At 68.5% G+C, this 13,383-nt stretch carries 11 protein-coding genes and 1 pseudogene; 7 read left to right on the forward strand and 5 right to left on the reverse strand.

Annotated features, from left to right (window positions below; translation table 11 throughout):
* Positions 1–52: 52 nt before the first annotated feature.
* From ABR571_RS08255 to ABR571_RS08275, 5 genes and pseudogenes are all read left to right on the forward strand, one after another.
* On the forward strand, positions 53–178 hold the full coding sequence (locus ABR571_RS08255) for a hypothetical protein (protein WP_409452736.1): 126 nt from the start codon (positions 53–55) through the stop codon (positions 176–178).
* Positions 166–321: pseudogene (locus ABR571_RS08260) on the forward strand (acyl-CoA dehydrogenase); the annotation flags it as partial. The gene ABR571_RS08255 and the pseudogene ABR571_RS08260, both read left to right, overlap by 13 nt.
* A gap of 115 nt (positions 322–436) precedes the next feature.
* Positions 437–2,980 carry a penicillin-binding protein gene (locus tag ABR571_RS08265; protein ID WP_409452712.1) on the forward strand — a complete coding sequence of 848 codons (2,544 nt, stop codon included), beginning with the start codon at positions 437–439 and terminating at the stop codon, positions 2,978–2,980.
* A gap of 141 nt (positions 2,981–3,121) precedes the next feature.
* The gene (locus ABR571_RS08270; RefSeq protein WP_409452737.1) at positions 3,122–3,676 is read left to right on the forward strand and encodes a PadR family transcriptional regulator; all 555 of its coding nucleotides are present in this window, start codon (positions 3,122–3,124) and stop codon (positions 3,674–3,676) included.
* Positions 3,677–3,708: 32 nt separating this feature from the next.
* Complete coding sequence (locus tag ABR571_RS08275; RefSeq protein ID WP_409452713.1) at positions 3,709–4,818, forward strand: inositol-3-phosphate synthase; 1,110 nt, start codon at positions 3,709–3,711, stop codon at positions 4,816–4,818.
* Between the two features lie 87 nt (positions 4,819–4,905).
* Here the strand turns inward: ABR571_RS08275 and ABR571_RS08280 are convergent, their stop codons facing one another.
* Complete coding sequence (locus ABR571_RS08280) at positions 4,906–7,032, reverse strand: alpha-galactosidase (RefSeq protein ID WP_409452714.1); 2,127 nt, start codon at positions 7,030–7,032, stop codon at positions 4,906–4,908.
* Positions 7,029–8,153: a galactokinase gene (gene galK, locus ABR571_RS08285; RefSeq protein ID WP_409452715.1), complete on the reverse strand. Its 1,125-nt coding sequence runs from the start codon at positions 8,151–8,153 to the stop codon at positions 7,029–7,031. Before galK ends, ABR571_RS08280 begins: the two co-directional genes overlap by 4 nt.
* Before the next feature lie 56 nt (positions 8,154–8,209).
* Between galK and ABR571_RS08290 the strand changes: the two genes are divergently transcribed.
* Complete coding sequence (locus ABR571_RS08290) at positions 8,210–8,989, forward strand: DeoR/GlpR family DNA-binding transcription regulator (RefSeq protein ID WP_409452716.1); 780 nt, start codon at positions 8,210–8,212, stop codon at positions 8,987–8,989.
* A complete protein-coding gene (gene galT / locus ABR571_RS08295) occupies positions 8,986–10,077 on the forward strand; it encodes a galactose-1-phosphate uridylyltransferase (RefSeq protein WP_409452717.1) in 1,092 nt (363 codons plus the stop codon). The genes ABR571_RS08290 and galT overlap by 4 nt, the downstream gene beginning before the upstream one ends.
* A 7-nt stretch (positions 10,078–10,084) precedes the next feature.
* On the opposite strand, the gene ABR571_RS08300 is transcribed toward galT, so the two are convergent.
* From ABR571_RS08300 to ABR571_RS08310, 3 genes are read right to left on the reverse strand one after another with little or no spacing between them, the layout of a single operon-like run.
* Positions 10,085–11,002: a carbohydrate ABC transporter permease gene (locus ABR571_RS08300; protein ID WP_409452718.1), complete on the reverse strand. Its 918-nt coding sequence runs from the start codon at positions 11,000–11,002 to the stop codon at positions 10,085–10,087.
* A complete protein-coding gene (locus ABR571_RS08305) occupies positions 11,002–12,003 on the reverse strand; it encodes a carbohydrate ABC transporter permease (RefSeq protein WP_409452719.1) in 1,002 nt (333 codons plus the stop codon). The genes ABR571_RS08300 and ABR571_RS08305 overlap by 1 nt, the downstream gene beginning before the upstream one ends.
* A gap of 22 nt (positions 12,004–12,025) precedes the next feature.
* Positions 12,026–13,321 carry an ABC transporter substrate-binding protein gene (locus ABR571_RS08310; RefSeq protein ID WP_409452738.1) on the reverse strand — a complete coding sequence of 432 codons (1,296 nt, stop codon included), beginning with the start codon at positions 13,319–13,321 and terminating at the stop codon, positions 12,026–12,028.
* Positions 13,322–13,383: the final 62 nt, after the last annotated feature.

The following is a 13,383-nucleotide window of genomic DNA, read 5'->3' on the forward strand; positions in this document are numbered from 1 at the left end:
GGCGAGGGCGTCGAGACCCAGCGCGAACGCGTCCTGGAGCGGATGCGGGCACTTGCCGAGGCGGGCTACTCCCGGCTCGGCTTCCCAAGACGTCCAGACGTGTCGCGAGGCCTGCGGCGGCGCCGGCTACCTCGCCGAGAACCGGCTGCCCGGGCTCAAGGCCGACACGGACGGCTGACGTCCGCCCGGGCCAAGGCGGTGATCGCCGAGGTGAACGAGCTGTGCCGGCAACTGCGCCCGCACGCCCGGACGCTGGTTGATGCCTTCGGCATCCCCGAGCCCGCTCTCGCCGCGTCGATCGTCGACCCCGACGAGTCGTAACGGCTCGGTCACAGGCGTTTGGCCCTGCGGCGGCCGGGGTAACCAACGAGCACCGCAGCTGACTGAGCGGCAATCCGCTGCGTTTCTCGGCCGAGTTCGGTTACCAGGAGACCCCATGGCTGCAGTCGACGAGCCGCCGGCCGAAGGCAGCCCGCGGCGCGGCCGCACGCTCGCCAAGCTGCTCGGCGCGATCCTGCTCGCCGGCTGCCTGCTCGCGGCCATGCTCGTCCCGGTCGTCGGCGGGATCGGCGTCGCCGCCAAGTCCGTCGCCACCGAGTTCCTCGACGTGTCATGCGATGTCGCGCCCGCGCCCACCCAGCAGACGACGACGATCCTGGCCGCAGACGGACGAACGGTCATCGCGTCGCTGTTCGACCAGAACCGTCACGATGTCCCCCTCTCGGCGGTGCCCCAGATCATCCGGCAGGCGCTGCTGGCGACAGAGGACCGCCGGTTCTACGACCACCACGGGGTCGACCTGCGCGGCATGGTCCGGGCGGCCGTCCACAACGCGACGGACGGCGGCGCCGAGGGCGGGTCGACCCTGACGATGCAACTGGTCAAGCAGGAGCGGGCCTACCGCGCCCGGACGCCGGCCGAACAGCAGGCGGCGGTCAGCCAGGATCTGCATCGCAAGCTCAAGGACGCCAAGTGCGCGGTCGAGTTGGAGAAGCGGTACAGCAAGGCGCAGATCCTCAACGAGTATCTCAATGTCGCGTTCTTCGGCGAGAACTCCTACGGCATCGAGACGGCGGCCCGGACCTACTTCGACAAGTCGGCCACTCAGCTCACCGTGCCGGAGGGCGCGCTGCTCATCGGGCTCGTGCGCAGCCCGACCGCGTACGACCCGTTCCTGCACCCCCAGGCCGCGCGCGAGCGCCGCAACGAGGTGCTGGCCAACATGGTGGCGACGCACGATCTGACCCGGGCCCAGGCCGTCGCGTACGCCACCCAACCGGTCCGACTCGCCAGCAGCGCGCCGCCGCCGGTCCGCCAGGGCTGCGCGAGCACGCCACCCGACGTCGTCAACGTCGGTTTCTTCTGTGACTACGTCGTGTCCTGGCTGAAGAGCCACGGCGTGTCCGCGGGCGCGCTGCGCACCGGCGGCCTGCGCATCGTGACGACGCTCGACGCCGCCGCCCAGACGCGCGGCCAGCGCCAGATCTGGCGGGCCGGGCTCAAGCCCACGTCGGCGACCGCGCTCGTGATGCCCGCCGTCGACCCCCGCACCGGTGCCGTGCGCACGATGATCAGTAGCCGGCGCTACGGCGTCAACGCCAAGGACGGTGAGTCCGTGCTACCGCTCTTCACCGCGGGATATGCCGGCGCCGGCTCGACGTACAAGTACTTCACCACGCTCGCCGCGCTGTCCCTCGGCGCGCAACCCAGCTTCACGCTGAACTCCGGCAGCGACTCCTACACCGTGCGCAACTGCCCGGTCGACGAGCAGACGCACCGCCGGTACGAGGTCCACAATGCCGGCAACTACGCGGCGACGCTGCCGTTGAAGGACGCGCTGCCACAGTCGGTCAACACCTACTTCGTGGCCCTCGAGGACCAGTTCTTCGGCTGCAATCTCAAGCCGGTCGTGCAGACCGCTCTTAATCTGGGCATGACGACGCTCAACCGGCAGCAGAGCGCGGACTCGCGGCTGTCGATCGCCCAGGCCGTGGTGCAGCAGCACCAGCCGGGCTTCACGCTCGGGTTCTCCCCGACGTCGGCGCTGGAACTGACCTCGGCGTACGGGACGGTGGCCAATGACGGCGTCTACTGCCCGCCCAACCCGATCGCCGAGGTCACCGGTCCGGGCGGAGGGGCGGTGCCCTATGACAAGCCGAAGTGCCGCCGGGTCGTCGACCGGCAGGTGGCCCGCACGATGGTGAAGATGATGACGGCCGACACGCAGAACTCCGAAGGCACGGCGGCGTCCTACTTCCAGAACTGGTACGCCTCGGGCGGCAGCCCGGTCGCGGCCAAGACCGGCACGGACAACGACGCGGCGGACGGCCCGCGGCACGGCAAGGGCAACTCGGCGCTGTGGTTCGTCGGGGTCACTCCGCGGCTCACCTCGGCGGCCGCCCTCGTCAATCCGGTGTCGCCCAAGGCAACGGTCAGCGGGCTGCCGGCCAGCGTGACGAACAACGGCAGCGACGTCTTCGGTGCCTACGCCTCGACCTTCTGGCTCAAGGCGTACAGCCCCATGCTGCGGGCCCATCCCTGGCGCTGGCCCGACCCGAGCGGCGTCGCCGGCGCAACCAACGTCCCGGACGTCACCGGCCAGTCGCCGTCTGACGCCGCCCGGGACCTGCGCGCGGCCGGATTCAGCATGGTGCTTGCCTCGATCAGATGCGGCAGCTTCCAGCCCACTGGCCAGGTCGGCTACTTCGCGCCGCATCTCGCGACGCGCGGGTCCAAGGTGACCGTCTGCCTGAGCAACGGCATCGCGCCGAACGGCTACGACGGGGGCTACCAGACCTACCCGCAGTACCCGAGCTATCCCGACTACCCGACCTATCCGGATCCGACCTATCCGGCTGCCCAGCCCACCCAGGCGCCGCCCCCGGCCTCGTCGTCGGCCCCGCAACCGCCGCAACCGCCGCCACCACCGCCCCCGCCGTCCCCCTCGCCGACGAAGCCCGGCCACAGTCACGGGCCGTAGAACCGGGACCGGGAACGGCTTTCGGGCATTCCGCGCACCTCGGCGCAAACCGGGTTCATCTGCCGGTCTACCGGCATCGTGCGCGCTCGTTGCCTCTGATGTATCGTGGTGATACATCGCGTCGAAATAGAGGGGACGGACATGCTGGAGATCGCCGTCCTCGGGCTGCTCAGTGAGAGCCCGATGCACGGATACGAACTCCGCAAGCGGCTGGCCTCTCTTCTCGGTGCATTTCGGGCATTCTCCTATGGCTCGCTCTACCCGACCCTTCGGCGGCTGTCGGAGGCCGGGTGGATCTCCGAGGAGTCGCCGCTCGACGCGACGTCTGCCACTTCGCGGTCTCGGCGGGGCAAGCGCGTCTACCAGCTCACCGCTGAAGGTAAGGAGCACTTGGCGGACCTGCTGGCCGAAGTAGGGCCCGATGCCTTCGACGACGAGGGGTTCGGGGCGCGGTTGGCGTTCTTCGCCCAGACGCGTTCGGAGATCCGGTTGCAGATCCTCGAGGGTCGGCGCCGGCGGGTGGAAGAGCAGCGCGACGGTATGAAGAGCGCGCTGGGCCGGACGGGTGAGCGGGTCGACCGTTACACGCGGGTCCTGCACGAGCACGGCCTCGAGTCGGTCGACCGCGAAGTTCGCTGGCTGACCGAGCTCATCGAGCACGAGAGGTCGGACGCCGGTAACGGCACCGACAACTAGTCCAGATCTATCAACAAGAAGGAGGAGCCCTGATGGGTTCGGAAATTCAGGACCGCACGCGCCAGCCCATCCGGGTTGCCATCGTCGGTGTGGGCAACTGCTCGGCGTCACTGGTCCAGGGCGTGCACTTCTACCGTGACGCTGACCCGAGCCAGAAGGTTCCCGGTCTGATGCACGTGAACTTCGGGCCGTACCACATCAGCGACATCGAGTTCGTCGCCGCGTTCGACGTGGATGCCAAGAAGGTCGGACTCGACCTCTCGCAGGCGATCCTGGCCAGCGAGAACAACACGATCAAGATCTGCGACGTCCCGCAGCTCGACGTTCCGGTGCTGCGCGGCCCGACGCTCGACGGCCTCGGCAAGTACTACCGCGAGACGATCGAGGAATCCCACGAGGAGCCCGTCGACGTCGTCCAGACGTTGAAGGACGCGAAGGTCGACGTCCTCATCTGCTACCTGCCGGTGGGCTCGGAAAACGCGGCCAAGTTCTACGCGCAGTGCGCCATCGACGCCAAGGTCGCCTTCGTCAACGCGCTGCCCGTCTTCATCGCCAGCACGCCCGAGTGGGCCAAGAAGTTCGAGGACGCCGGCGTCCCGATCGTCGGTGACGACATCAAGAGCCAGGTCGGCGCGACGATCACGCACCGCGTCCTGACCAAGCTGTTCGAGGACCGCGGCGTCGAGGTGCAGCGCACCTACCAGCTGAACGTCGGCGGCAACATGGACTTCAAGAACATGTTGGAGCGCGACCGGCTCGAGTCGAAGAAGATTTCGAAGACGCAATCGGTCACCAGCCAGATCCCTGACCGCGACCTCGGTGCGCGCAACGTGCACATCGGCCCGTCGGACTACGTCGCCTGGTTGGACGACCGCAAGTGGGCGTTCATCCGGCTCGAGGGCAAGACCTTCGGCGACGTGCCGTTGAACCTCGAGTACAAGCTCGAGGTCTGGGACTCCCCGAACTCGGCCGGCATCATCATCGACGCACTGCGGGCGGCGAAGATCGCCAAGGACCGCGGCATCGGCGGCGCGATCCTGTCGGCGTCGAGCTACTTCATGAAGTCGCCGCCGGTGCAGTACTTCGACGACGAGGCGCGCCAGGCCGTCCAGGACTTCATCGACGGCCGTGTTGATCGCTAGCTAGCCGGCCTCCCCGCGCTTAACCGTTGTCGCCGCCGACCAGCCTTGGCCGGCGGCGACGCTGTTTTCCTCGCTTCCAGCAAACCGTCAGATCGCTTTCAGAGATATGAGGAGGACCTGCTCGGGGCGCCTTCTCGGCAGCCACAGGCCCACGCCGGCCAGCGCTGCGCCGGACACCGGGGCGCCGCCGGTCGGGCCGGCCGGATCGGTCTGGGGCGATCCGGTCACCCGGGAACGGTCGACCGGACCGGCCCAGGTGCAGCGGTAGCGCCGCTGCCGGTCGAGGCCGGGGACCCGAAGAGTCACGCCGCGGTTGTGTCCTGACTCGTCGAGCTGGACGTGGGCCAGGAGCGCCGCTGACCGATCGGCCGCCAGCACACCGTGCGCGATCACCGCGTCGTCCGACGTCTCGATCCGCACCACCCGACCGGAGTGCAGCATCGGCCGCCACTGTTTGTGGATGGCCACCCACTCGGCCAGCCGGTTCAACTCGTCGTCGGTTGCCGCCGTCAGATCCCACTCGATGCCGAACGCGCCGAACAACGCTGTGGCGGCGCGGAAGTCCAACGGCAGGGTTCGCCCCGTCTGATGCGAGACCGGGGACGAGATGTGCGCGCCGAGGTACTCGGGCGCGACGAACTGCGCCGTCCACCGCTGGATCTGCTGCCGGGACAGCGCGTCGGTCATGTCGGACGTCCACACCCGCTGGACGCGCTCGATGACGCCGAGATCGATCCGCCCACCGCCGGAGGCGCACGACTCGAAGACGACGTGCGGATGCCGCAGGCGCAGGACCTCGAGCAGCCGGTAGAACGCGGCGTTCTGCTCGTGCGCGGCCGGCGCCCAGTCGTGCTCGCCGCTGCCGGCCTCGACGAGGTCGCGGTTGTGGTCCCACTTCACGTAGCCGATGTCGTAGCGGCCGAGCACGTCGCCCAGCCGCTCCTCGATGTAGGCGTAGGCAGCCGGGTTCGTCAGATCGAGCACGAGCTGGTTGCGCTGCAGGCCCGGCAGCCGCGTCCCGGCGGCGAGCACCCAATCCGGGTGGGCGCGGTACAGGTCGGAGTCCGGATTGATCATCTCGGGCTCGAACCACAGGCCGAACTCCATGCCCGCCCTCCGGACGTGCTCGATCAGTGGCGACAACCCGGCCGGCCACACGTCCTCGTCCACGAACCAGTCGCCGAGCCCCGCGGTCGCGTTGCGGCGGTGGCGGAACCAGCCGTCGTCGAGGACGAAGCGTTCGACCCCGATCCGCGCCGCGCGGTCGGCGAGCGCGGTGAGCCGGTCCAGATCGTGGTCGAAATAGACGGCCTCCCAGACGTTGAGCGTGACCGGTTGGTCGGACGGGTGGGCCGGCAGCGAGCGCTCCCACGTGTGTAGTGCGGCGGCGATCGAGTCGAGGCCGTCGAGCGCGGCCGTCACCACGACCCAGGGTGTGGCGTAGGACTCGCCCTCGCGCAGCACCACCTCGCCGGGCAGCAGCAGTTCGCCTCCGCCCAGCGTCGGTCCCTCGGCACCGCTGCGGTGCAGCGTCAGGACCGAGTTGCCGCTGGTGGCGACAGCCAGGCCGATCACCTCGCCGGTGGCGAAGCCGAACCCCGCGGTGCCGGCCAACAGCATACTGGCGGCGTCGAGCCCCGGCCGGCCGCCCCGACTCTCGCGACTCCACAGCCCGTCGCAGATGCGCTGCCGTTGCGGGCTGCGTTCGCCCATGTGCCGGCCGGTGAAGTCGAGCAGCTCGACGCACGTGTCGGGGATCGGGACGGTGACCTCGAGCCCGTCGAGCACGTACGGGTCGGCGGCGGCGTTGGTGAGGACGTGCCGGATGCGCAGCGCGCCGCCGGGCAGTGCCTCGAGCTCGGTCCGCAGTTCGAGCCCGGCGGCGACGTCTGCGGCGGTGACGACGAGGTGATCGTCGCCGGCCGTGGCGCTGTCCGGGGTGAACGCGGTCGACCAGCTGCGCCCGGCGATGTCGCGGGCGGCCCCTCCTCGCTCCGTCGCCAGGCGGTGTCCGCGCAGACCGGGTCGGGCGAGGCTGCCGCGCGAGTGTTCGCGCAGCAGGGCCGCACCCCGGTGCGCTGCGGCCGCCGCCTCGACGCCGCCCGGATCCTCGCCGTCGGGGGACCAGCCGAGCCAGCGCACGACCGCCAACCGGGTCGCGTCCGCGGTGTCGAGGACGACGCGCGCACCGGCCCCGGCGGCCGGGAAGATCATCCGTCGACCCGGTGCGCGCCCCGGCTGGGCAGCACGGTGAATGTCGCCGGCTCGCCGAAGCCGGCGGCGGCGAAGGCGTTGCGCACTGCGGTCTCGGCGCCGGCCACCCGGTCTGCCGGCAGCAGGCCGATCACGCACCCGCCGAAGCCGCCGCCGGTCATCCGCGCGCCGTCGGCTCCTGAGGCCTCGAGGGTGTCGGCGGCGAGGTCTACCTCCGGCGCGGTGATCCGAAAGTCGTCGCGCATGGACGCGTGCGATGCGGACAGCAGCGGACCGACCGCTGCCAGGTCGCTCGCGTGCAGCGCCTGCACGGTCTTCAGCACCCGGTCGTCCTCGGTCACGACGTGCCGGACGTAGCGGCGCAGCTCCTCGTCGTCGAGCTGGGCCAGAGCCGCGTCGAGGCCGTCCAGGTCGATGTCGCGCAGCGCCTGGACGCCGAGCCGGCGGACCGCCTCCTCACAGCCCTCGCGCCGGCGCCGGTACTCGCCGTCGGCGTGGCTGTGTTCGGCGCGGGTGTCGACGACCAGGATCGTGTGATCGCCCAGCGAGAACGGGACCTGCTCGGTGGCCAGCGAGCGCATGTCACAGAACAGGGCCGAACCGGCCGTGCACCGCAGCGCGGCCAGCTGGTCCATGCCTCCGGTCGGTGCGCCGACGAAGTCGTTCTCGACGCTGCGGCTCACCGCCAACAGCTCGTCGGGCGACAGGTGCAGATCCAACAGGTCGTCCAGGGCTGTGGTCACCGAGCACACCAGAGCGGCCGACGACGACAGTCCGGCCCCGACCGGCACGTCGCTGTCGAGCAAGATCGTCAGCCCGGGGACCTCGTGGCCGCGCTGGCGCAGCGCCCACGCCGCGCCCAGCGCATAGCCGGTCCAGCCGGCCGTCCCCGGGGCGAGATCGTCGAGGGCAACGCTCGCGCCGTCGTCCCGCTGCGCGGAGCGGGCCTCGACCGCGGCGTCCGGGCGGATCTCCACCGTGGCGGTGCAGCCCATCTCGAGGGCGAAGGGCAGGACGAACCCGTCGTTGTAGTCGGTGTGTTCGCCGATCAGGTTGACCCGGCCCGGTGCGCGCCAGTGAACGGCCATAAAGATCGACTCCTCCAGGGGTACTGGTGACACGTGTTATATCGTGTTTGAATCTGTGGGATATCTTGCCAGCTCGCAGGGAGACGCCGGTGCTCGCGCAACAACGTCAGGAACGGATTCTCGCCGAATTGCGGCGAAGCGGCGCCGTGCGCGTGGCCGACCTGACGGACCTGCTCGGCGTCTCGGACATGACGATCCGGCGTGATCTCGAGCAGTTGGCCGGCCACGGGGTGGCGCGCAAGGTCCACGGCGGTGCGGTCCTCACCGGCCAGGTGGCCTTCGAGCCGGGTTTTGCGGCCAAGAGCCAGCTCGCGCTGCCGGCCAAACATGCGATCGCCGAGCGGGCGGCCGCGCTCATCCAACCGGGGGCGGCCATCGCGCTGTCGGCCGGAACCACGACCTGGGCGATGGCGCGGTACGTGGCCTCGATCGCCGGGTTGACGGTCGTCACCAACTCCACCACCGTCGCCGACGTCATCACCAGCGTCGACTCGGCGAACCAAGTGACGGTCATCCTCACCGGCGGCGTGCGCACGCCGAGCGCCGCACTGGTCGGCCCGGTCGCGGACCGGACCATCGCGAGCATGCATGTCGACCAACTCTTCCTCGGCGTCCACGGGATGGATACCCGCGCCGGGTACACCACCCCCAATCTGGCCGAAGCCACCACCGATCGCGCCCTCGTCGAGAGCGCCCGTGAGGTCGTGGTCCTCGCCGACTCGTCGAAGTGGGGCGTGGTCGGTCTCGCCGACATCGGCCCGCTCGACATCGCGTCGGTCGTCATCACCGACGACGCGCTGCCCGCAGACGCGCACCTCGCGCTCAGCGAAAACGTCGAGCACGTCATCACCGTGGCGGTCTCGCCGTGACAGTCAGGTTCACCACGCATCTGGCCGACGGCCGCGAGATCTTCTACTTCGACCGTCTGCCCGGTGCCGACCGGTCGGCGGTCGACCAGCGGACGGACCTGCCGCCGGCCCACACGACCTCGCAGATCCGGTGGGACCCGTTGTTCCGCGACTACACGACGGTGGCCGGCCATCGTCAGCAGCGAACGTACAAGCCGCCGGCCGACCTCTGCCCGTTGTGCGCGTCGAAGGACGGCAAGCACACCGAGATCCCGGCCGACGACTACGAGGTCGTCGTGTTCGAGAACCGCTTCCCGTCGTACTCACTGAATTCGGCCGACGTGGTGCCGTTGATCGACGAGCCGCCGTTCCGGTCCGGTCCCGGTGCCGGGCGGGCCGAGGTCGTGGCCTTCACGAGCAACCACGACCTGCCCTTCTCGCAGCTACCGCCCGAGCACGTGCGCACGGTGATCGACGCCTGGGCCGACCGGACGACGGGGCTGTCCGCGTACGGCTCGATCGACTACGTCTTCTGCTTCGAGAATCGGGGCGAGGAGATCGGGGTGACGCTCAGCCACCCGCACGGCCAGATCTACGGCTACCCGTTCGTGCCGCCGCGGTTCTACAAAGCCGGTGAGGCGTTCGAACATCATCTGGAGCGCGCCGGCACGTGTCTGCAGTGCGACCTCATGAAGGCCGAGTGCGAGGACGGCTCACGCATCGTGACGACGTCGGAGCACTGGGTCGCCTACGTGCCGTTCGCGGCGCGCTGGCCCTATGAGGTGCGATTGGTTCCGCGTCGGCACGTTCCCGATCTGCCGGCGCTGGACGACGCCGAACGCGACGACCTGGCCCGGACCTACCTGACCGTCCTCAAGGCGTTCGACGGACTGTTCGACACTCCGACTCCCTACATCGCCGGATGGCAGCAGGCGCCCGTCCGCCGCGCGCGTGAGGTGTGGCACCTGGCCGCCGAGATCTTCACCATCCGCCGCGCGCCGGGCAAGCTGAAGTACCTGGCCGGCTCGGAATCCGGTGCCGCCGTCTGGGTCAACGACATAGCGCCGGAGACCGCCGCGCAGCGGTTGCGCGAAGCCGTCCCCACCTGAGACCTGGTCAGCCCTTGGACGAGCCGAGCGTCAGGCCGGCGATGAACTGCTTCTGCAGCGCGACGTAGACCAGGACGGTCGGGATCGCCGCCATGAGGGCCGCGGCCGCGATCATGTTCTGATTCGTCACGAACTGCCCCTGCAGGTTGTTCAGCGCCGACGTGATCGGCCGCTTGTTGCCAGTGGACATAAGGGTGATCGCCCAGAAAAAGTCGTTGTAGATCCAGGTCGTCAGAAGCGTCGCCAGTGCCGCGACGGCCGGCCGGCACAGCGGCAGGGTGAGGCTCCAGTACCGGCGCCACACGCTCGCGCCGTCGACGATCGCCGCCTCGTCGATGTCGGCCGGGATCGTCTTCATGTAGTTGCTCAGCACGAAGACGCAGAAGCCGAGCTGGAACGACACATGGATCACGATGAGGCCGGCGTAGGAGTCGTAGAGCAGTCCGTTGCCGCTGACGAAGTGCGGGACGTGCGCGGCGAGGAAGAGCCGGTACAGCGGCGTGATCAACACCTGCTGCGGCAACAGGTTGCCGGCGGTGAACAGGATCAGCAGCGCGATGTTGAAGCGGAAGCTCAGCCGCGACAGCACGAAGGCCGCGGCCGACGAGAGCAGCAGCGTGATGAGCACGGCCGGGATCGTGACACGGGTGGAATTGAGGAAGAAGCGCCACATGTCCGACTGCGTCCACGCCTGGGTGAAGTTGCTGAATGTCAGGTGGTGCGGCAGTGAGACGTAGCCGAGCTTGCTCGTCTCGTCGTACGGCCGGAACGAGACGTAGAGCGCGAAGACGATCGGCACCATCCACAGCAGCGTCACGCCGACCATGAACAGCTGGGTCGCAACGCTGGCGGCTTTGTGCTTGCCGTGGCGCTGGGGCGCCACGCGCTTGGCCGGGTCGAGGAGCGTCGCGGTCGCGATCGCCATCAGGTCTCGTCCTTCCGGAATGCCTGGTAGAGGAACACGGTGATCGGCACCAGGGAGATCACCAGCAGGACGACGCCGAGCGACGATCCGAAGCCGATGCGCTGCGTCTCGCCGACGATGTTCTGGGTGACCGACATCGACAGCAGCTCGAGGCCGGAGATCGGGTTGCCCTTACCGGTGATGTACACGAGGTCGAACGCGCGCAGCGACTCGATCACCGTTACGACGAGTACGACGATGTTGATCGGCCGCAGGGTCGGGAACACCACGCGCCAGAACGCCTGCCACGGGTTCGCGCCGTCCATCACGGCGGCCTCCCGCAGGCCCGGGTCGACCGCCTTGAGCCCGGCGAGGTACAGCACCATCACGTAGCCGACCTGTCGCCACGTGGCCTCGACCAGCACGGCCCACAGGTTGCGATGCGGGTCGCCGAGCCAGTTGATCTGGTTGTCATTGCCGTTGCGGCCGATGATCGTGTTGAGCAGGCCGAGGTTCGGCGCGTAGATCAGTTCCCAGATGATGCCGATCAGCGCGAGCGACAACATCACCGGCAGGAACAGCAGGCTCTGGTAGATACGGCTGCCGCGGATACCCCGGTCGAGGATGACCGCGAACAGCATCCCGACCGGCGCGGCGATGAAGATGAAGACCAGCAGCCAGATGGCGTTGTGCCGCACCGCCGGCCAGAAGTCCGGGTACGTGGTGAACGCCTGGTGGTAGTTCTGCACGCCGTAGACGCAGCCGGGCTGCGGGATCCCCGGCAACGTGCCCTTCGTCGAACAGGCCTTGAGGTGGACGCTGCCGACACCGCTCCACTTCGTGAACGAGAGCAGGACCGTGCCGATGGCCGGTACCCAGATGAAGGCGAGGTCCAGCAGCAGCGGGATGCCGAGCAGGAGCGCCACGACGACCCGATCGCGGCCGGTGAGGGTTCGGACGCGCCGCCGGCGGCGAGGCTTGATCGCCGGCGGCGGACGCCGAACAACGTGTGTCGAAACCATCAGTCGTGTCGTGGCCGTCCGCTCACTGGAAGATCGTCTTGGCCTGCGCCTCGGCACTCTTCTGAATGGACGAGATCGTCCCCGAGCTGGGGTTCTCGATGAACTGCTGAATCAGCTTGATCATCGCGGTGGCCATGTCCGGCACGGTGTCGCGGTCCATGAACTGCGCGACGTTCTTGCACTTGCCGACCTCGGCGACGGCCTTCTTCTGGATGTCGTTGTACGTGGGGGCCACGAGACCGTTGGCCACACCGATGTCCCACTTGTCGGTCTTCAGGAACGTCGACTCCGCGGTTGGTGTTCCGATGTACTCGAGCACCGCCTTCGCGGCGGCTTGGTGCTTCGCCTTCTTCGGCAGCATGAACCCGTCCGCCGGCGCGTCCATGAAGTCGGTGCCGAATTCGGGGTTGATCTGCGGGAAGGGGAAGAAGTCGAGGTCGGCCAGATTTGTCGGCGCGTAGTTGGCGGCGACCTGGTTCGAGCCCTGGAACATCATCCCGGCCTGCTTGTTCTCCAGGGCCTTGGCGGCATCCTGCCACAAGCGGCCGGTGGCGCCCTTCTGGCAGTTGGGCAGAAGTTGGGCCCAGTGGTCGAAGACGTCCTTGACGCCCTTGTCGGTCCACGGGATCTCGTGCTTCATCAACTTGATGTGGTAGTCGTAGCCGTTCACGCGCAGGTTGATGATGTCGAACGTGCCGAGCGCCGGCCAGCCGTCCTTGTCGGCGAAGGCCAGCGGGATCAACCCGTCCTTCTTCATCTGCGTTCCGAGGGCCAGGAACTGGTCCCAGGTGGTCGGAACTGCGTAGCCCTTCGACTTGAACACGCTCTTGTTGTAGAAGACCACCCACGGGTAGTTGTAGATCGGCACGAAGTAGTACTTGCCGTCGGCACCCTTGGACAGTTTCTTGACGGCGTCGCTGAAGTTGCCGCCGATCTTGTTCCACACGTCGTCGAGCGGGGTCAGCAGATTCTGCGCGGCGAAGAACTGCATCCGGTACCCGGCGAACCAGGTCGCGAGGTCGTCGGGCGTTCCTTGCAGGTAGTTGCTGATGTTGTTCTGGAACGTGTTGTGGTCGGTGGTATTGATGCTGATCTTGGTCTTCGTGGCCGCGGTCGCCGACGTGACCAGTGCCGCGAAGGCGGCCTTGGTGGACGGGTCGGAGTAGTTCGAGCCGAAGGTGATGCTGCCGCCACCCGCCGCCACTCCGCCGGTGGGCCCGGAGGTTGATCCGCTCTTCTTCTTGCTGCTGCTGCAGGCGGCAAGCAGCGTCGGGCCCACGACGGCAAGCCCGGCGCCGGCGGCCACGCCCTTCAGCATCGAGCGACGCGTCGGGGGTGCGACATTTCCGGTCGACGTTGTGGGGCCGGAATCCGACATGG

The sequence above is a fragment of the Jatrophihabitans sp. genome (assembly GCF_046262535.1).
GTDB lineage: Bacteria > Actinomycetota > Actinomycetes > Mycobacteriales > Jatrophihabitantaceae > Jatrophihabitans.

Bases quoted from the DNA above. Each gene is read 5' to 3' on its own strand.
- ABR571_RS08265 (WP_409452712.1), top strand. From the start codon at position 437: ATGGCTGCAGTCGACGAGCCGCCGGCCGAAGGCAGCCCGCGGCGCGGC.
- ABR571_RS08270 (WP_409452737.1), top strand. From the start codon at position 3,122: ATGCTGGAGATCGCCGTCCTCGGGCTGCTCAGTGAGAGCCCGATGCAC.
- ABR571_RS08275 (WP_409452713.1), top strand. From the start codon at position 3,709: ATGGGTTCGGAAATTCAGGACCGCACGCGCCAGCCCATCCGGGTTGCC.
- ABR571_RS08280 (WP_409452714.1), bottom strand. From the start codon at position 7,032: ATGATCTTCCCGGCCGCCGGGGCCGGTGCGCGCGTCGTCCTCGACACC.
- ABR571_RS08300 (WP_409452718.1), bottom strand. From the start codon at position 11,002: ATGGCGATCGCGACCGCGACGCTCCTCGACCCGGCCAAGCGCGTGGCG.
- ABR571_RS08305 (WP_409452719.1), bottom strand. From the start codon at position 12,003: ATGGTTTCGACACACGTTGTTCGGCGTCCGCCGCCGGCGATCAAGCCT.
- ABR571_RS08310 (WP_409452738.1), bottom strand. From the start codon at position 13,321: ATGCTGAAGGGCGTGGCCGCCGGCGCCGGGCTTGCCGTCGTGGGCCCG.